General features: G+C 64.6%; 21 protein-coding genes and 1 riboswitch. Of the genes, 10 read left to right on the forward strand and 11 right to left on the reverse strand.

Annotation, left to right across the window (positions count from 1 at the left end; translation table 11 throughout):
- The first annotated feature begins 9 nt into the window (after window positions 1-9).
- From OKW26_RS27730 to OKW26_RS27740, 3 genes are all read left to right on the forward strand, one after another.
- Window positions 10-834: a phosphodiesterase gene (locus OKW26_RS27730; RefSeq protein ID WP_429355805.1), complete on the forward strand. Its 825-nt coding sequence runs from the start codon at window positions 10-12 to the stop codon at window positions 832-834.
- Between the two features lie 141 nt (window positions 835-975).
- Complete coding sequence (locus OKW26_RS27735; protein WP_429355806.1) at window positions 976-2,175, forward strand: MFS transporter; 1,200 nt, start codon at window positions 976-978, stop codon at window positions 2,173-2,175.
- Between the two features lie 87 nt (window positions 2,176-2,262).
- Window positions 2,263-2,616 carry a DUF1493 family protein gene (locus OKW26_RS27740; protein WP_429355807.1) on the forward strand — a complete coding sequence of 118 codons (354 nt, stop codon included), beginning with the start codon at window positions 2,263-2,265 and terminating at the stop codon, window positions 2,614-2,616.
- 23 nt (window positions 2,617-2,639) lie between these two features.
- Here the strand turns inward: OKW26_RS27740 and OKW26_RS27745 are convergent, their stop codons facing one another.
- The 5 genes from OKW26_RS27745 to OKW26_RS27765 form a co-directional block, all read right to left on the reverse strand.
- Window positions 2,640-3,071: a response regulator gene (locus OKW26_RS27745; protein WP_090800917.1), complete on the reverse strand. Its 432-nt coding sequence runs from the start codon at window positions 3,069-3,071 to the stop codon at window positions 2,640-2,642.
- A gap of 20 nt (window positions 3,072-3,091) precedes the next feature.
- A complete protein-coding gene (locus OKW26_RS27750; RefSeq protein WP_429355808.1) occupies window positions 3,092-3,724 on the reverse strand; it encodes a response regulator in 633 nt (210 codons plus the stop codon).
- Window positions 3,725-3,886: 162 nt separating this feature from the next.
- Complete coding sequence (locus tag OKW26_RS27755) at window positions 3,887-4,432, reverse strand: ferritin-like domain-containing protein (protein ID WP_184006110.1); 546 nt, start codon at window positions 4,430-4,432, stop codon at window positions 3,887-3,889.
- A 208-nt stretch (window positions 4,433-4,640) separates the two neighbouring features.
- Window positions 4,641-4,802, reverse strand: a complete 162-nt coding sequence (locus OKW26_RS27760) for a DUF1328 domain-containing protein (protein ID WP_006052455.1) — start codon at window positions 4,800-4,802, stop codon at window positions 4,641-4,643.
- Window positions 4,803-4,895: 93 nt separating this feature from the next.
- The gene (locus OKW26_RS27765) at window positions 4,896-5,072 is read right to left on the reverse strand and encodes a DUF1328 family protein (RefSeq protein ID WP_090805380.1); all 177 of its coding nucleotides are present in this window, start codon (window positions 5,070-5,072) and stop codon (window positions 4,896-4,898) included.
- 24 nt (window positions 5,073-5,096) lie between these two features.
- Between OKW26_RS27765 and OKW26_RS27770 the strand changes: the two genes are divergently transcribed.
- A complete protein-coding gene (locus OKW26_RS27770) occupies window positions 5,097-6,752 on the forward strand; it encodes a sensor histidine kinase (RefSeq protein ID WP_429355809.1) in 1,656 nt (551 codons plus the stop codon).
- Window positions 6,753-6,970: 218 nt separating this feature from the next.
- Window positions 6,971-7,108 (forward strand): entericidin A/B family lipoprotein, encoded by a 138-nt coding sequence (locus OKW26_RS27775; RefSeq protein WP_018421109.1) that lies wholly within the window; start codon window positions 6,971-6,973, stop codon window positions 7,106-7,108.
- A gap of 202 nt (window positions 7,109-7,310) precedes the next feature.
- On the opposite strand, the gene OKW26_RS27780 is transcribed toward OKW26_RS27775, so the two are convergent.
- The 6 genes from OKW26_RS27780 to OKW26_RS27805 all read right to left on the reverse strand — a co-directional run bounded on the left by OKW26_RS27780 (window position 7,311) and on the right by OKW26_RS27805 (window position 12,008).
- Window positions 7,311-8,240 (reverse strand): EamA family transporter, encoded by a 930-nt coding sequence (locus tag OKW26_RS27780; RefSeq protein WP_429355810.1) that lies wholly within the window; start codon window positions 8,238-8,240, stop codon window positions 7,311-7,313.
- A 432-nt stretch (window positions 8,241-8,672) separates the two neighbouring features.
- Window positions 8,673-8,915 (reverse strand): pentapeptide MXKDX repeat protein, encoded by a 243-nt coding sequence (locus tag OKW26_RS27785; RefSeq protein ID WP_429355811.1) that lies wholly within the window; start codon window positions 8,913-8,915, stop codon window positions 8,673-8,675.
- 92 nt (window positions 8,916-9,007) lie between these two features.
- Complete coding sequence (locus OKW26_RS27790) at window positions 9,008-9,811, reverse strand: molybdopterin-dependent oxidoreductase (protein WP_184063779.1); 804 nt, start codon at window positions 9,809-9,811, stop codon at window positions 9,008-9,010.
- Between the two features lie 70 nt (window positions 9,812-9,881).
- Window positions 9,882-10,526, reverse strand: a complete 645-nt coding sequence (locus tag OKW26_RS27795) for a cytochrome b/b6 domain-containing protein (RefSeq protein WP_429355812.1) — start codon at window positions 10,524-10,526, stop codon at window positions 9,882-9,884.
- A gap of 48 nt (window positions 10,527-10,574) precedes the next feature.
- Entirely contained in the window at window positions 10,575-11,438 is an 864-nt protein-coding gene (locus tag OKW26_RS27800) for a DUF1223 domain-containing protein (protein WP_429355813.1), read from the reverse strand.
- 111 nt (window positions 11,439-11,549) lie between these two features.
- Window positions 11,550-12,008: a hypothetical protein gene (locus tag OKW26_RS27805; protein ID WP_187626591.1), complete on the reverse strand. Its 459-nt coding sequence runs from the start codon at window positions 12,006-12,008 to the stop codon at window positions 11,550-11,552.
- Between the two features lie 591 nt (window positions 12,009-12,599).
- Between OKW26_RS27805 and OKW26_RS27810 the strand changes: the two genes are divergently transcribed.
- From OKW26_RS27810 to OKW26_RS27830, 5 genes are all read left to right on the forward strand, one after another.
- On the forward strand, window positions 12,600-13,004 hold the full coding sequence (locus OKW26_RS27810; RefSeq protein ID WP_429355814.1) for a GreA/GreB family elongation factor: 405 nt from the start codon (window positions 12,600-12,602) through the stop codon (window positions 13,002-13,004).
- A 142-nt stretch (window positions 13,005-13,146) separates the two neighbouring features.
- Window positions 13,147-13,264: riboswitch (TPP riboswitch) on the forward strand.
- Window positions 13,265-13,352: 88 nt separating this feature from the next.
- A complete protein-coding gene (thiC, locus tag OKW26_RS27815; protein WP_429355815.1) occupies window positions 13,353-15,284 on the forward strand; it encodes a phosphomethylpyrimidine synthase ThiC in 1,932 nt (643 codons plus the stop codon).
- Window positions 15,285-15,429: 145 nt separating this feature from the next.
- Entirely contained in the window at window positions 15,430-15,654 is a 225-nt protein-coding gene (locus tag OKW26_RS27820) for a glycine zipper 2TM domain-containing protein (RefSeq protein ID WP_184047976.1), read from the forward strand.
- A 244-nt stretch (window positions 15,655-15,898) separates the two neighbouring features.
- Window positions 15,899-16,372 carry a hypothetical protein gene (locus OKW26_RS27825; RefSeq protein ID WP_429355816.1) on the forward strand — a complete coding sequence of 158 codons (474 nt, stop codon included), beginning with the start codon at window positions 15,899-15,901 and terminating at the stop codon, window positions 16,370-16,372.
- 295 nt (window positions 16,373-16,667) lie between these two features.
- Window positions 16,668-18,266: an L-lactate permease gene (locus tag OKW26_RS27830; RefSeq protein WP_429355817.1), complete on the forward strand. Its 1,599-nt coding sequence runs from the start codon at window positions 16,668-16,670 to the stop codon at window positions 18,264-18,266.
- Window positions 18,267-18,456 lie beyond the last annotated feature (190 nt).

Here is an 18,456-nt window from a genome sequence, read left to right on the forward strand (position 1 = left end):
ACCTCTGTCATGCTGCTGGCTCAAATTAGCGACCTGCATATCAAGCAACCCGGCGCACTCGCGTATCGCCGCGTCGATACCGCCCCCTACCTCGCGCGCTGCGTCGACGCGCTCAACGCGCTCACCCCGCGCCCCGACGCGGTGTTGATCACCGGCGACCTCGTCGATCAGGGCGACCCCCAGCAGTACGCGCGCCTGAAAACACTGCTCGCGCCGCTCGCGATCCCCTACTTCCTGATGGTCGGCAATCACGACGAACGCAACGCGCTGCGCGCGGCGTTTGCCGAGCGCGAGGAATTGCTGAGCGGCGGCGAGTTCGTGCAGTACGCGCTCGACGTCGGCCCGCTGCGCGTGATCGCGCTCGATTCGCTAGTGCCCGGTTCGAGCGCCGGCATGCTGTGCGACACGCGGCTCGCGTGGCTCGAGCGGCAGCTCGATACGGCGCGCGGCAAGCCGGTCGTGGTCGCGCTGCATCACCCGCCGTTCGCGTGCGGCATCGGGCATATGGACGAGATCCGGCTCGACCGGGCGGCGTCGCACAAGCTCGCGGCGTTGATCGCTCAGCACCCCAACGTCGAGCGCGTGCTCTGCGGGCACGTGCATCGGTCGATGTTCGTGCGCTTCGGCGGCACGATCGCGAGCGCGATTCCAGCGCCCGCGCACCAGGTGGCGCTCGATTTTCGCGAGGACGGACCGTCGGCGTTCGTGATGGAGCCGCCCGCGTATGCGCTCCATTACTACGATCCCGCGACGGGCATCGTCACGCATCATGCGTATGTCGACGCGGCCGACGGCCCGTATCCGTTCTACGACGCCGGCGCGTTGATCGACTGAACCGCCGGACACACTTCGCAACCGCCTGATACCGGATGCGCGGGCGAGCCTCGCGCGGCCGTCAGCACGAACACCGCCGCTCCGGTATGATCGGCACGCTTGAGGACCGCGCATGGGCCGGTCCGTCGATCCGCCCCTGTCATGTCCACTTCCGACGCTTCCACTTCCGCTTCCTCCGCCCGGTCGTTGCGCGGCGTGTTGCTGCTGCTCGCGACGATCGCCGGTGTCTCGGTCGCAAACATCTATTTCAACCAGCCGCTGCTCGATAACTTCCGCCAGTCGTTTCCGGGCAGCGCGTCATGGGTCGGCGCGGTGCCGGCCGTCACGCAGCTCGGCTACGCCGCCGGCATGCTGTTGCTCGCGCCGCTCGGCGATCGCTTCGACCGGCGTCTGTTGATCCTGCTGCAGATCGCCGGCCTGTGCGTCGCGCTCGTCATTGCGGCGTCGGCACCGACGCTCGCGGTGCTGATCGTCACGAGTCTCGCGATCGGCGTGCTCGCGACGATCGCGCAACAGGCGGTACCGTTCGCGGCCGAACTCGCGCCGCCGTCCGAGCGCGGCCACGCGGTCGGCACCGTGATGAGCGGCCTGCTGCTCGGCATCCTGCTCGCCCGGACCGCGGCGGGCATCGTCGCCGAATACTTCGGCTGGCGCGCGGTGTTTGGCGCATCGGTCGTCGCGCTGCTCGCACTCGCGGTCGTCATCATTTTGCGTTTGCCGAAGAGTCAGCCGACCTCGACGTTGCCGTACGGCAAGCTGCTCGTGTCGATGTGGCACCTGGTCACCGAGCATCGCGCGCTGCGCGAGGCATCGCTGACCGGTGCGGCGTTGTTCGGCGCGTTCAGCATTTTCTGGTCGGTGCTCGCGCTGCTGCTCGCGGGCGCGCCGTTTCATCTCGGGCCGCAGGCCGCAGGGCTGTTCGGTATCGTCGGCGCGGCCGGCGCGCTGGCCGCGCCGCTCGCCGGCAAGTTCGCCGACCGGCGTGGACCGCGCGCGATCATCACCGTGTCGCTCGTGCTGGTCGTGATCGCGTTCGTGATCTTCGGTGCGTCGGCGAAGAGCATCGCGGGCCTCGTGGTCGGCGTGATCATTCTCGACATCGGCGTGCAGGCCGCGCAGATTTCGAATCAGTCGCGCATCTACGCATTGAAGCCCGATGCGCGCAGCCGCGTGAATACCGTGTACATGGTCGCGTATTTCATCGGCGGGGCGCTGGGCTCGGGTGTCGGCGCGATCGTGTGGCCGGTGTTCGGGTGGATCGGCGTGACTATCGCGGGGATCGCGTTTGCCGGGCTCGGCGCGTGGAATCATTTGCGGTTGCCGGCGCGGGCTGGGCATTGATATCAGGTTGACCAGCGCCGGATAAGAACCGTCTTGTCGATTTGCCACCGCATATAACCGCCTGGTGAAACCGGAGGATCGTCTGTAATGAACGACACGTGGCTCGATCTCGCTCGGTTCATCCGCGAAATGCGCACTCCCGCCGGGCTGCCTCTCGACGACAAGCTGACCCGTGACATGGATCTGTATCACGATCTGGATTGGGAGCCGGCGAAAATCGTCGAGGTGATGCAGGCATGGGCTGAGCGCTTCCATGTGGACCTGCGCGATTTCGACGTCGCTTACCACGTTCCATCCGCCAACATGCGAAAGCGCGACATCGTTGTGGCCGCGTTGAAGTCCCCGTTCAGTGCCAGCGCGCGAGAATTGCTCGGCGGACGTTCGCTTACCCTTGGGATGCTCGAAGAAGCGATGAAGCGCGGAGTGTGGAAACAGGACTAGAAACGCCAACTACGGTCGAATCGTTACACCCCGCCACCCCGCCCCAACGCATACTCATGCAGCGCATCGAGCACGCGATCGAACTCGAACGATTTGTCGTAAAAGTGCCGCACGCCATACTGCTCGCAGCGCTCGCGGTACGCGGGCAACGCGTGATTGGTCAGCACCGCCGCGAACATCGAATCGATCAGCCCCTCGCGCTGCAGATATGCGAGCACCGGCACGCCCGAGCCCAGCTTCAGCTGCAAATCGACGATCACCGCGTCGAACGCTTCGTCGCCGAGCAGCGCGATCGCCTGATCGGCGGAATCGGCATAAGCGGCCACGCGCAGCAGGCCCGACGCATCGATCGCCTCCACGAGGCTGCGGCGGATCAGCGGCGAATCCTCGATCAGCAGCACGCGCAACGGCGCGCGGCTGGCTGACTCGGTAGCGGGGTTCGGTTCGCTGTTCATCGGGATATCTCGATCGTCCGTCAGTCGATCAGGCCATTCTTGATCGCGTAATACGTGAGGTCCGCGTTGTTCGCGAGACGCATCTTCTCGAGCACCCGCGCGCGATACGTGCTCACCGTTTTGACCGACAGATGCAGCTCTTCGGCAATCTCGGTCGGCAACTGGCCGGCCGCGAGCTTGCAGAAGATCTGGAATTCGCGCTCCGACAGCGCTTCATGCGGACGCCCGGCGGCAGGCTTGTCGAGATTGTCGGCAAGCGTATCGGCGACCGCCTCCGACAGATAGCGATGCCCGCGCGCGACCGCGCGGATCGCGCGCACGATTTCTTCCGGCTCGCAGTCCTTGTTCAGATAGCCGCTCGCGCCCGCGCGCAGCAGATTGATCGCGTACTGGCTCTCGGGATAGCCCGATAGAATCAGCACGCCCTGCTCGGGACGCACCTGCTTGATCACACGCAACGTATCGATGCCGTTCTTGTCAGGCATCGCGATGTCGAGCAGCACGACGTCGAATGCCTGCTCGCGCACGAGGCCGATCGCTTCCTCGCCGGTGGCGGCCTCGGCGGCGACGCACATGTCCGGCTCGTCGGCGACGAACTGTCTGAATCCACCTCGAACGATCGCATGATCGTCAGCTATCAGCACTCGAATCATCGGTTGGGTTCCGTGCAAAGGGAGTCGCTCCGATGCGGACATGGTAATGATCCGGGGCCACGGCCGGACGCGCAATGCGAGGGCGGCTTCGCACCGCAGCTGCCGGCATTCCCGAGTTCGCCCGCGACCCGATCCTTCGACGCCTCCCTGTCGCCTGCTGCGCTACTCGCGCCCCGCGAGCAGATCCGCCATATCGTCGGCATGCTCTTCTTCGACCGCGAGAATCTCCTCGAACAGCCGGCGCGTGGTCACGTCCTTCTCGCCGAGATACCGTACGATCTCGCGGTACGTGTCGATCGCGATGCGCTCCGCGATCAGGTTCTCGCGAATCATGTCGGTCAGATCGGTGCCTTCCTTGTATTCCGAATGCGCGCGTGCCTTGATGCCGTCCGGCGCGAAATCCGGTTCGCCGCCAAGCTGCACGATGCGCTCGGCGATGCGATCGGCGTGCTCCTGCTCCTCGGTTGCGTGCTCGGCAAATTCCCTCGCGACCGCTTCGGAATTGATGCCCTTCGCCATGAAGTAATGGCGCTTGTAGCGCAGCGTGCAGACGATCTCGGTGGCGAGCGCGTCGTTGAGCAGCTTGAGCACCGTCTCGCGATTCGCACCATAGCTCTGCGTGACCGGACCATCCGACATATGCTTGCGCGCGTCCTCGCGGATCTTCTTGATGTCCATCACGAACGTGTCGCCAGATTGCTTCGCCATCGAACTTCTCCTTTATCCGTTATTGGGGGAATCGCGCCTCAGCACGAATCGCGCCTGATGCGCCCAGGGTGGAATGACGGCGCGCTTCGAACGCGGGCGCCTCAATCGGGGATTCAAACGCCGCGCGTTCACGCGCCTTGTTGACTACCTGTTCCTACATTGCGTACTTCGCTGCCTACCTCATGTTGCGTTCATCCGGCTCGCGCGGCTAGGTTCGGAACACGCCGAGCAGCAACGTGACCACGAACACGACGAGGAAGATGTAGAACAGGATCTTCGCGATTTCGGCCGCGCCGGCCGCGATGCCGGTAAAGCCGAATACAGCTGCGATGATCGCAATCACGAAGAAGACGATGGCATAGTGAAGCATGGCATTTCTCCCTTTTGTTGGCCTTCCAATCGACTACCAGCAAATCGCTCGCCTGCTGTGAGGGCGCGGCTTGCCGCCACTGCGATGGCCGCGCTAATCGATCATTTTCTTCGTCACGACGAAGCCCAGCACGAGGAACACCACGCACAGCACGACAAAGACGAAGAACAGGAACTTCGCGATCGCCGCTGCGCCGGCCGCGATGCCGGTGAAGCCGAGAAGACCGGCGATCACCGCGACGATCGCGAAGAACAGTGCCCACTTCAACATGATGGCTTCCTCCCGAAACATTGCATGAACGATCGGGTCCATGCTATCGATGCGCGGCACCGCGCGCATTCCGACGCTCGCCGTTTTTCGTGTGAGAATCCGCTTACATTGGGTTACGACGACATTACGCGCGCGGCTTCGCGCGATGCCGGAGTCGATGCCGGTGTCGATGCCCTCTTTCCGGAGCCGAAAGTGTCGAATCTGCAGAACCCGCCGGAACAAGCTGGCGCGCGCGCCACGGCGCGGCTCGCCGAGTGGATGCGCAATCGCAGCTGGGCGATCGCGATGACGGTGGCGATCGTGATCACGGTGGGAGGCCTCGTGATTCTGGAGACCGCGCGTCAGCGCATCACCGCCGAGTATGAGACCGCGCTTGAAGCGCGCGACGTCACCGTGCGACTGAGCACACTCGCGAGCGAGCTGTCGCGCCTCACCGCGCAACAAAACCAGTTTCTTCTGACGAAGGACGACGCATCCGCCCACGCGTTCTGCGCGAGCGCCGCGCGCATCCGCGACACCACGCAGCAGTTGGACCGCTTCTATCGCGGCGGCCGCGCGGACAGCGCGGAACTCGCGAGCTTCACGCAGATTCTCGCGCTGATCGACGCGCGCATCGGTGCGGGCGCCGCCGCGATGCAGCACGCCGCGCCGCATCCGCTCGATCTCGGCGCATGCGGGAGCGCGAGCGACGTCAATCCGGCGGACGCGTCGTTGATCGACAGTACGCTCGCGCTGCTGCGCGACAACGAGGAGCGCCGCGCTCAGCACGCGCTGGCCGCGAGCCGCGCCGACCAGCGGCTGTCGACACTGTGCGCGGCGGGTCTGTCGGCGCTGAACATCGTGCTGTTCATTCTGCTGTTTCGCAATCTCGGCATCCAGATCGACCGGCAGGCGCGCGCGCAGCGTCAGTTGATCACGCAGCAGGAGGAACTCGACCAGCTCGTCAACGAGCGCACGCGGCAGCTCGAAGCGCTCGGCTGGCATCTGCAGGCGGTCAGCGAAAACGAAAAGACCCAGCTCGCGCGCGAGTTGCACGACGAACTCGGCGCGATTCTGACCGCATGCCGGATGGACGTCGCATGGGCGCGCCGCAAGCTGAAGGACAGCGAGCCGGACATCGCCGACAAGCTGCAGCGCGCGCTCGCCAATCTCGACCAGGGCATCGCGTTGAAGCGGCGCATCATCGAGGACATGCGGCCGACCGTGCTGGCCAATTTCGGGCTCGTTACCGCGCTGCGCACGCTCGCCGACGAAGCCGCGCAGCGCAACAACTGGACGCTCGAGCTGCACCTGCCCGCCGACGATATCCAGCTCGACGAGCAGACCGAAATCGCGCTGTTTCGGGTCGCACAGGAATCGCTGACGAACGCCGCCAAGTACGCGCGGGCCTCGAAGGTCGGAATCGCATTGCGGGTCGGCGACGGCGAGGTCGCGCTGCATATCGCGGACAACGGCGTCGGCATCATGCCGGCCGACCTGAAGCGCACACATACGCACGGCCTGCTCGGCATGCGTCAGCGCGTGGCCGCGCATGGCGGGCGCTTCGACATCCGCCGTGGCGCGCAAAACGGCACCGACATCGACGTCGTGATGCCGAGCGCGAGCGCCGCGACGCCTTCGGTCGACCAGCCGCTGACGTCGCCGGCCACGCCGCCCACTTCGTCGCAAAGCCCCGTCTGACAGATGCTCGCCGCAGCGCCCCCAAGCCGTTGTAGGAGTGCGCCGACGCAAACACCGGAGCACGCCTACGACAAAATCGCCGCACGGCCGACAGCGCCGCCCCCGCCCTTTTTTTACCATGCAAACAGGCCGGTTCGAAACCGGATCGAGACCTGATCGACTGGCATGGCCCCGGTCGGACGACATCAACCGATGCATTCTCGACAAGGAGAAGTTTCATGACTCGACTGATCGCTTTGCTAGTGCTCGCAGGAACTGCCATGCTTGTCACCGGCTGCAACACGATGGCGGGCGCTGGCGAAGATATTTCGAAGGGCGGCCACGCCATCACGAACGAGGCGGATAAGGCGAAATAAGCCGGCACATGGCAGCAGGATTTGCAAAGCCCGTCGCGGGATGCTGCTGCGGGCTTTTTTTCGTGAATGATTGCGTGCTGGCTGGCACTCGACGCGACGCGTTTTCAGAACGCGATGAAACGGCACGGCGATCCGCGAGGGCGCGGAGCTGGCGACAAGGCTTTGACAGCGGGCGCGCGGTTCGACGAGAACCGCGCCGCTATCAGGCGCTGCGCTTCTTCCGGTAATCGAACCAGAAAGACATGCCGACGCTGATCAGAATCACGATCGTCGCGATTACGGTCGAGCGGGTGACCGGCTCGCCGAGCAGCAGCGCGCCCAGCGCGACCGCGACGACCGGATTCACATACATGCAGCTGCTCGCGATGATCGGGCTCGTGTGGCGAATCAGATAACCGTAGGCGACGTACGCCGCCATCGTCCCAATCAACATCAGATACAGGAACGCGACGAGAGGCAGAAAATGCAGCTCGAGCATCCGCTCGCCCGACGCCCATGCGACCAGCGTCGACATCGCGCCGCCGAGGCCGATCTGCAGCGAGGTCGACAGAAACAGGTCCGACGGCAGCTTCAGCTGCCCGGCCAGATGCGCGCCGCCGGCCCAGAACAGCGCGCCGCACAGAATCGCGAGACTGCCGCCCGTCGAGCCCGGCGTGCTGTCGCCGTGACTCAGAATCACGATGCCGGCGAGCCCCAGCCCGACCGCGAACCATTCGCCGCGGCCGATCTTGCGTCCGGCGACGACCGCGATCACGGTCGCGAACAGCGGCACGGTCGCGACCATCACGGCCGCGGTGCCGGTGCCGACCGTGCGCATGCCGTAGGCGAGCATGCCGCTCGACAGACCCACCAGCATGGTGCCGACGAGGCCCGCGTTGCGGATTTCGGCGAAGCTCGGCCAGATCGGCTTGCGGCGCGCGGCGAACACGAACAGACCGATGCCGGCGAACAGGTTGCGCAAGCCCGACATCAGCAGCGGCGGGAACGAGCCGAGCGCGACGTGCACGCCGAGGTACGTCGAGCCCCACACCAGATAAACGACGGCAAGCGCGAGCGCGATCCGCCCGTTGCGCGACTGCGGCAGACGCAGCGGCCAGCCGCGCGGAGAAAAAGCTGAACGTTGCAGCGACATGCTTCAGTCCGCCGTCGCCACTCGACCCGCGCGATGCGCTCGATGCCCGCGAGGCGCCGAGCCTGCGTCGATACCTTTCGGGCGGGATGGCGGGCACCGCATCGGCGATGCGGTCGGACGGGCGAGGCTGGCGGACATGTCGGTGGAACGGGAAGACGATGGGCGGCGCCGGAAGCGCCAGAAACGGCGGTGGCGGCCGCGTCGGTCAAAACGACACGATGCAACGCGGCCGCGCTGCGCGGCCGCAAGCTTGGCAAAGCCCCGGCGCGCACCGCATTATGCAGTAAGCGCCGAGAACGCCACGCGAGAGAATCGTAACTTTTGGGTTTCCTGCAACAGAAAAGCCGGGGACGCATCCCCGGCTTGCGGTGTCGGATCCGTTCGATGCGCGGCCGTGCGTCGGCAGGATCGCTAAGCGCCCTCGGCGCCGACTCAGTTGCCCATCGCGCCCGACGCCTCGTGTTTCATCGCGTCGCCGCCCTTTTTCATCGAGCCGTGCTTCATCGTGTCCTTTTTCATGCCGTCCTTCGACATGCTGTCTTTGGACATCGAATCTTTCGACATCGCATTCTTCGACATCTCATCGTTCGACATCGCGCCGCTCGCCTGCGCGAAGGCCGTGCCGCCGCTTGCCAGCATCAACAACGCGATCGTGGTAACTGCAATCTTCTTCATGGGATGACTCCTTGGTGGTGGATGAATCGAAGCCGGCGAGAGCCGGCGTGCTTCCGAAGCCGCTGCCGCAAGCGCGCGTGCGCCCGCATGCGTCAGGAGCCTCCGAACCAGTTGTAGCCCTGGTCGACCCAATAGCCGCCGGGATACGTGTTGGTGACGAATATTTCGACGATGTGCTTCGGATTCTTGTAGCCGAGCTTGGTCGGCATGCGCAGCTTCATCGGGTAGCCGTATTTCGCGGGCAGCCGTTCGCCGTCGTAGGAAAACGTCAGCAGCGTTTGCGGATGCAAAGCGGTCGGCATGTCGATGCTTTCGTAGTAGTCGTCCGCGCATTTGAAGCCGACGTACTTCGCCGTCGTGTCCGCGCCGACGCGCCGCAGAAAATCGCCGAATGGCGTGCCGCCCCAGCGGCCGATCGCGCTCCAGCCTTCGACGCAGATATGTCGCGTGATCTGCTCGCCATGTGGCAGCGCGTACAGCTCGGGCAGCGTCCACACGCGCTGGCCGGTCACGAGACCGCTCAGCTTCAATTGATAATCTGAGCCGTCGACGTGCGGCACGTCGTCGATGCCGTAGTACGCGTTGAAGGGAAACGGCCGCGTGATCTGCGCTTCGGTGTAGGTCGGCGCGAGCTGCTTCGGATCGAACAGCGCGGCCTGCGCGCGATCGTTCAGCCGCGACACGGCTGTCAGGAAACGGTTCACGGAAGCGTCGTCGGTCAACGAGCAGCCGGTCAGCATCGACAGGCCGCCGAGCGTCAAGAGCTGCTTGCCGAACAGGCGTCGCGACGGCATCGCCAGTTCGCGCTTCGCATCGAGCAGGATCGATGCGCGGTCGAGCTTGTGGCTCACACGATGTGTGGATGGGTCCGCTGGTTTCTCTATCGGCTTGTTCATGATTCGGTATCCGTTTGGAATTCGCGTTGCGATTTCATGAGCGTGAGCATGCGCATGGGTAGCCGCGGGCTCAACGTCCGCGCAACATCGCGAGCAACGAGCGCGGCACGAGCGCGACCATCGCCAGATGCACGGCGAGAAACGCGGCCAGCAGCGACATCGCGCTGAAGTGCACGATGCGCGCGTTGTCATAGCCGCCCATCAGTTCGCGCAGCAGCGGAAACTGCACCGACTTCCAGATCGCGAGCCCCGATAGCACGAGCACGATCAGATCGGCGATCGCGAACAGGTAGGCGAATTTCTGCACCGCGTTGTAGACGCGCAGATCGCCATGCGACAGCTTCCCGCGCAACGCGGCGACGAAATCGCGCAGTACCGCGCGCGGCGTCAGCGGCAGGAACTTGCGCACGAAGCGCCCGCTCGCGAGATTCAGCGCGATATACATGAGACCGTTGAACACCAGCAGCCACATCGCCGCGAAGTGCCATTGCAGCGCGCCGCCGAGCCAGCCGCCCAGCGTGATCGCGGTCGGGAAGCTGAACGCCGGGAAGATCGGCGACGCGTCGTAGATGCGCCAGCCCGACAGCATCATCACGATCGCGGCGAGCGCGTTCAGCCAATGCGTGATGCGCAGCCACAGCGGATGAATGGCGCCGCGCTTCGGCGCGGCGGGCGCGGCGGGTGCGCTGGGGCGCAAGGCGTGGGGTGTGGACATGGGGCTCTCCTCGAGCAGCGGTAGTGAATGCGGCGCGCGCGAGGTCGATCAACGGCACGCGGGAAGGTCGGTCGCTTGCAGCACGTCGCCGCTCGCGTCGCTTTCGACGAACGCGACCACGCCGAAGCGGTCCGCGGCGTTGGCGCTCGGATCGGCTTGCGCATCGACGCTCGCAGCGTGTACATCGATGTCCTGATGAATCCGCGTGTGACCGGAGACGAGCGGCACGGGCCCGAACCAGGCGCGCACGACGCGCTCGTGATGCAGCGTCGCGCCGCGGTTTTCGCCCGCGCCGACCTGCGTCGTCAGCGCGTTCTCGTAGATCGCGAGATAGGCGCTCAACGCACCCGTGGCGGCGGCTGCCGTCGTGCTGAACTGCGCATCGACATCGAACGCGCCGGGCGCACGCGGGCTCAGCGCAAGTGCGACGCTCGCCTGGGCGGGTTCGGCGACGAGCTCGTCGATGCGGCGCTCGAAACTGCCGCGTTGCGACCAGTCGCGCAACTCGCGGCCCGCAACGAACACTTCCGGCGTATAGACCGTGTGCGCGCCCGCGAGACGCGTCAGCGTTTGCTGACGTTCCGTGAAGCGATGCTGGGAAAAGCGGTCGGTCCAGCCGAGGCTGTTCCAGTAGTCGACGTGCAGCGCGAGCGGCACGATGCCGTGCGCGGCGCCGTCGCTTTTCCATTGACTGAGCCAGCGGTCGGCGGGCGGGCAGCTATCGCAGCCCTCGCTGCTGTACAGCTCGACGAGCGCGACGCGATGCGCGGGGCTGTGCGTGGCGCATAGGGGCCCGGCCGCGTCGGCCGCACTGATGCCAGAACCGCTCAGCAGAAAAAGCGCGAGGCCGACGGCGGGCGTCGAAAAAGTCGTAAAGCGCTGAAGTATCGAGCGATTGTGCGCGGTCGACATGACGTGCTCCGATTGTAATCTGCACGTTTGTCGAGCCGCGCGGCCGGTTATGACAAGCCTCTTTTAATTTTTTTCCGGCGCGGGATGAGCCAGCCAAAGCTCGCCCGCGACTCAGTCGTAACTGACCACCACCGTCACGCGCGTGTCCGTATCGGTGCGCTTCGCGTTCAGCGACAGCACGCCGCCCGCGCGATCGACCGCGTAGTGGCCGTCGCGGGCCGTCGCGACGCGCCCGGTGCCATCGACGAAACGCGCCGCCACCAGATCGCGCGACTGCGTGCCGCCGTTCACTTCGAGCGCGACATCGGCCCCGCTGACGACGCCCGGCGGCGCGCTGAACGTCACCGTGCGCGAGAAGCGCTGACCCGCCACGCTCGCGCTACCGACGGCGACGCCAGGGGGCGCCGTATCCACGCTGATCTGCATCGGCGGTGCAACGATCATCCCCACGAACCGGATCACGCCGCCCGTCACCGTCGATGCCGCCGGCGCCGCCAGCGGCGCGGCGAGCAATGCCACCACCGCGACTGTGCGACCGAACGTTCGCCACCGCCTGCTTTCCGCTTTCATGTGCACCTCTTTGTCAATCGGCGCGAGTCGCCTCGCGCCATTCACGCGCCATCCCGCGAATCGCTTTGCTGGAGTGCGGCCTTCGCTGCACTTTGTTTAACGGCAATCCTCAGACTGGCTTGAACGCAATGCGGACCACCCCGCTTTCTTCTCGCACCGCACAAAAACGGTCAATCGACGGGCGCGACGTCGCAAACGGAGCTGCGTGAGACAGCGTGCTAACATCGAACTTTCGTCTCGCTGCTGCCGCGCGGCCTCACGCTTTGTCGCCCGGCACCTCTCGATCGCTTTTCCCCAACACCTGGTCGTTTTGCCCGTGACTTCTCTGCGTCGTCCGACTTTCCGTGCTCTCGCCCGCTTGCGCCCATGCCGCGCAGGCGAGTGCGCGCGCGCGGACGTCGCGTCGCACGGCCCCGGCGAGACGTCCCGAACGGTCCCGCTTCACGCCGCCCGGCGCCCTCGCTGACGCAGCCCGCCAATACCCAGGGCCGCGTCGCCGGGCACCGGGCTCTCCCATTCGTCCACTCATCCGCCGACCACCCCATGGGTCGTTGCACGCGGCCATCCATGACCGCCTTATCCGGAGTCCTGATGATGAAGAAGATCAAAACCTGCTACCTGACCGAACTCGACGTGAGCCGCCTCGAGAAATACGCGGCCACCGACGCCAAGTTGCAGCACATGCTCGACGATGTGCTCGAACGCGCGGTGATCGTCGACTCGCACGACATCCCCGCCGACGTCGTCACGATGAACTCGCAAGCGACGCTGATCGACGCAGCGAGCGGCGAACAGATGACGTGGACCGTCGTCTATCCGCCCAACGCCGATTTCGCGCAAGGGCGCCTGAATGTGTTCTCGCCGGCTGGCCTCGCGCTGCTCGGCGCGCGCCGCGGCGAGAGCGTCCGCTTCACGCCACCCAGCGGCGATCAGAAAGTGCTCAAGCTCGACAAAATCCTGTATCAGCCTGAAGCCGCCGACGATTTTTCACTGTAAGGCGGCCGTTCCCTCGCTGTAAGTTGCCTTGTCTGATGCGGTCTCGAATCAAGCATAGGAGATGTCTGGTTTCATCCGGACCAGTTTTTTTGAGTCATTCAGACAGGTTGCCAAACCGCGGGCGGGCGGTGTATCGTGTGCGCTGCTAACGCGGGGGTCCTGCGTAGCGCGGAGCTGGAGGTCCGTGTTGCGTGGGTGAGAAATACCCTTTGAACCTGATCTGGATAATGCCAGCGCAGGGAAGCGTACGGATTTCGCTCCAGCCTCAAGGGCCTCACCTCTCCGCGATTTCCGACTACTTCCATCTCGGTCTCCTGCTTAGCCGCCCCACTTTGTACGGAGACTTACATGAACGCCAATCCGAAGTTTATTTCCGCCGAAGCCCATGTGGACGAGGCCGCCGTCGCGCCGTTGCCGAATTCGCGCAAGGTCTACGTGACCGGCTCGAGCCCGGACATCCGCGTGCCGATGCGCGAAATCTCGCAGGCCGACACGCCCGACAGCTTCGGCGGCGAAAAGAATCCGCCGATCTACGTGTACGACACGTCGGGCCCCTACTCCGACCCGGACGCGGAGATCGACATCCGCGCGGGTCTGCCCGCGCTGCGCGAGGCGTGGATCGAGGAGCGCGGCGACACCGAGCCGCTGACCGGTCTGTCGAGCAGCTTCAGCCGCGAGCGCGCCGCCGATCCGGCCACCGCGCAGCTGCGTTTTCCGGGACTGCATCGCACGCCGCGCCGCGCGATCGCCGGCAGGAACGTGACGCAGATGCACTACGCGAAGCAAGGCATCATCACGCCGGAAATGGAATACATCGCGATTCGCGAAAACCAGCGCCGTGCCGAGTACCTCGAGACCCTGAAGACGAGCGGCCCGAACGGCGCGAAGCTCGCCGCGATGATGGGCCGTCAGCACCCCGGCCAGGCATTCGGCGCGAGCGCGTTCGGTCCGAACGGCCTCACCGAAATCACCGCGGAATTCGTGCGCGAGGAAATCGCGCGCGGCCGCGCGATCATCCCGAACAACATCAATCACCCGGAAAGCGAGCCGATGATCATCGGCCGCAACTTCCTCGTGAAGGTCAATGCGAACATCGGCAACTCGGCGGTGACATCGTCGATCGGCGAGGAAGTCGACAAGATGACGTGGGCGATCCGCTGGGGCGGCGACACGGTGATGGATCTGTCGACCGGCAAGCACATTCATGAAACGCGCGAATGGATCATCCGCAACAGCCCGGTGCCGATCGGCACGGTGCCGATCTATCAGGCGCTAGAAAAGGTCAACGGCAAGGCTGAAGACCTCACCTGGGAAATCTTCCGCGACACGCTGATCGAGCAGGCCGAGCAAGGCGTCGACTACTTCACGATCCACGCGGGCGTGCGTCTGCAATATGTGCCGCTCACGGCGAACCGGATGACCGGCATCGTGTCGCGCGGCGGCTCGATCATGGCGAAGTGGTGTCTCGCGCATCACAAGGAAAGCTTCCTGTACGAGCATTTCGAAGAGATCTGCGAAATCATGAAGGCCTACGACGTGGCCTTCTCGCTCGGCGACGGCCTGCGTCCCGGCTCGATCTACGACGCGAACGACGAAGCGCAACTGGGCGAGCTGAAGACGCTCGGCGAACTCACGCAGATCGCGTGGAAGCACGACGTGCAGGTGATGATCGAAGGTCCGGGCCATGTGCCGATGCAGCTGATCAAGGAAAACATGGACCTGCAGCTCGACTGGTGCGACGAGGCGCCGTTCTACACGCTCGGGCCGCTGACCACCGACATCGCGCCAGGCTACGACCACATCACGTCGGGCATTGGCGCCGCGATGATCGGCTGGTTCGGCACCGCGATGCTGTGCTACGTGACGCCGAAGGAACACCTCGGTCTGCCGAACAAGGACGACGTGAAGACCGGCATCATCACGTACAAGCTCGCCGCGCATGCCGCCGATCTCGCGAAGGGTCATCCGGGTGCGCAGGTGCGCGACAACGCGCTGTCGAAGGCGCGCTTCGAATTCCGCTGGGAAGACCAGTTCAATCTCGGTCTCGACCCGGACAAGGCGCGCGAATTCCACGACGAAACGCTGCCGAAGGATTCGGCCAAGGTCGCGCATTTCTGCTCGATGTGCGGCCCGCACTTCTGCTCGATGAAGATCACCCAGGACGTACGCGAGTTCGCCGCGCAACAAGGCGTCACCGACGACGAAGCGCTGAAGAAAGGCATGGAAGTAAAGTCGATCGAGTTCATGAAGCAAGGCGCGGAGATTTATCAGCGGCAATAAGCGGGTTGCGCGATTCGCGCTAACCAGCACTGCAGTATCGAAGCCCGCCGGCATGGCGGGCTTTTCTTTTCCACCGCATCGAGCAGGCACGTTGCGTGCTGAGAGAAGGAAACATCTGTTTCCAACAACGAGCGGAGTCAGCATCATGAAATCGATCCGTCATCTCGGTACTCGTCTTGGTACGGTCGCAGCCGCCCTTTCACTTGTCGCGGGTCTCGCGGCATGCGGCGACATGTCCCCACGCACACGCGATACCGCGATCGGCGCGGGTGTCGGCGGCGCCGCTGGCGCGGCAATCGGCGGCAGCGGCTTGTCGACGTTGGGCGGCGCGGCGGTAGGCGGCGTCATCGGTAACCAGGTCGGCAAGTGAGCGGCAAGTGAGCGTTGCGTCCGATGACGCGTCCAACGATTCATACAGGACAGCAAACGATTTTTTCGGACCACGATCCGGACTGCCGAGGGCGCCGGATGCGGTGCGCCCTCGTCCCGACAACGCGCGTGGAAATAGGCTGAAATATGCGGTTGCGGTTTTGCCACAGCGCTGCCGCGGCAAGAGCGTAAGCTCCTCATAACGACGTCGCGCAAGGCGGCATCGGTTCATCGAGGAGCGCGCCATGAAGTCCCGCGTCGTCACCCATCTTTGCGTGGTGCGCCTCTCGACGCCACGCGATTCGTCCAGTTTTTCCGCGAGGTTCGCGTGGCCCGCCACCGCGATTTGCGTGCTCGCCTCGAGTCTCTTTTTGGCAGGCTGCTATTACCCCGCCGGCTACTATCCCGCCGGCTATTATCCGTCGTACTATTCGACCGCGCCCGCGACCACAGCCGACCAAACCGCGCCGGCGACCGATCAACAGCAGCCGCCTCAAGCCCAGGCGCAAATGCAGGTCGCACCGCAAGACATGCAGCCCGGTTATGCGGTCCCCGCGCCTGTGTACGCGGCGCCGCCGGTTTATCCCGCCTACTATCCGCCGCCGCCTTATCCCGCTTATTACGGCTACCCCGCCTACTACGGACCGTCGATTGCGATCGGCATTGGCGGTTATTGGGGCGGCCATTGGGGTGGCCATGGGGGCGGCCACTCGCATTGACCTGTCCTCTTTCGTCGCGCAGCGTGCACGCGCCGGCACTTCAACTGCCGGCGCGCGCGCTTCTTCATGAGTCGTTTTTCCGCGCGTATCGCCCTCCACCGCGCATACCCCGCCCGTACTTTCCCGGCTTGACGCGCCGGTAAGGCGCTCTATCCTTGGAAGGTTTCATGCAGCACCCGCTTAAATCGGGCGACGCCGCTTTGTCGAGGCCACTTGCGAGCGTCCGCCGTGTCAGAGCGACGCGCCGTCATGCGCAATCCCCCGCGTCGAATTACACAACAACGAAGGAGACGTGATGTTTCATCAACTACTCACTCCGGTTGGCAATTCGCTTTTTCCGTCGTTCATCGTCGCCGCGCTGCCGATCATCGCCGTGCTCGCGCTGCTCGGCTGGGCGCGCAGGCCCGCGTGGCAAGCGTCGCTCGCGGGACTGATCATCGGTTTGATCGTGGCGATTTTCGTCTGGCAGTTTCCGCTCGGGCTCGCGTTCAACTCGGTCGCGGCTGGCGTCGTGTTCGCGATCTGGCCAGTGATGTGGATCGTGTTCACCGCGATCCTGCTGTACAACATCGCGCAGCGCTCGGGACGCTTCGAGGCCTTTCGCCTGTGGATGATCGACAACCTGCCGAACGACCGGCGCATCGTGCTCGTCGTGGTCGGCTTTTCGTTCGGCGCGCTGCTCGAGGGCATTTCGGGTTTCGGCACGCCGGTCGCGATCACGAGCTCGCTGCTGATCATGCTCGGCTTTCCGACGCTCGAAGCGCTGACCTTCACGCTGATCTTCAACACCGCGCCGGTCGCGTTCGGCGCGCTCGGCGTGCCGATCACGGTGCTCGGCGCGGTCACGCATCTGCCGTCCGATGTGCTCGGCAAGATGGTCGGGCGGCAATTGCCTTTCTTCGCGGTCCTGCTGCCCTTCTATGTGATCGCCGTGTACGCGGGCTTTCGCAACATGCTGCGGATCTGGCCGGTGCTGCTGGTCTCGGGCCTGAGCTTCGCGCTGACCCAGTTCGTCGTCTCGAACTTCATCAACTACAGCCTGACCGACGTGCTGTCGTCGCTGGTTTCGCTGATCCTCACCGTTGCGTTCCTGCGCGTCTGGAAACCCGCCGTCGATCCGAAATTCGCGATCAACGTCGATCGCATCAGCGAGGTGCGCGGCAAGATCGGCGGCGTACAGGGCTGGTATCCGTGGATCATCGTGTCGGTCGTCGTGATCATCTGGACGATCGCGAGGATCTTCACGATCGGCGACATCAAGTTGTCGTGGCCCGGTCTCGACAAGGCCGTGTTCATCACGCTCTACAACACGCCGTACGGCGCGGTCTGGGACTTCCAGCCGCTCGCGACCGGTACCGCGATCCTCGTCGCCGCGCTCATCACGGCGTTCGTCGTACGGCTCTCGCCCGCCGAGTTCGGCAAGGCGATCTCCGATACGTGGGTGCAAACGCGCATCGCGATCCTGACCGTGGCAACGATCGTCGGCCTCGCTTACCTGATGAACTACTCGGGACTCACCTACACGCTCGGTCTCGGCGTTGCGTCGGTCGGGCCGCTGTTTCCGCTCGTGTCGGCGTTCCTCGGCTGGGTGGCGGTGTTCCTGTCGGGCAGCGATACGTCGGGCAATGCGCTGTTCGGCAATCTGCAGGTGGTCGCGGCCAACCAGCTCAATCTGAATCCGGTGCTGATGGCGGCGACCAACTCGTCGGGCGGCGTGATGGGCAAGATGATCTCGCCGCAGAACATCGCGACCGGCGTCGCGACCACCGAATTGAAGGGCAAGGAAGGCGTCGTGTTCGCCAAGACCTTCAAACATTCGATTCTGCTGACGGTGCTGCTTGGCGTGCTCGTCTGGGCGCAGCAGAACGTCCTGCAATGGATGATTCCGCATTGAGGTCGCGCCAGTAACGGCGCAATGCAATTGACATCTTTCGGACGGCCGCCCGCGCATCGCGGGCGCCGTTTCCGATCCCATCCCACTGCCGTTCCGCCTGATCGCAATTTTTCTCACATATCGGCGAGAATTGCTCGTTTGGCGCGCGCCCTCGCAGCGCTTACCATCGACCTCATCGGACGCGGCTGTC

It is taken from the genome of Paraburkholderia sp. 32, from assembly GCF_050435345.1.
In the GTDB taxonomy this organism is placed as follows: domain Bacteria; phylum Pseudomonadota; class Gammaproteobacteria; order Burkholderiales; family Burkholderiaceae; genus Paraburkholderia; species Paraburkholderia tuberum.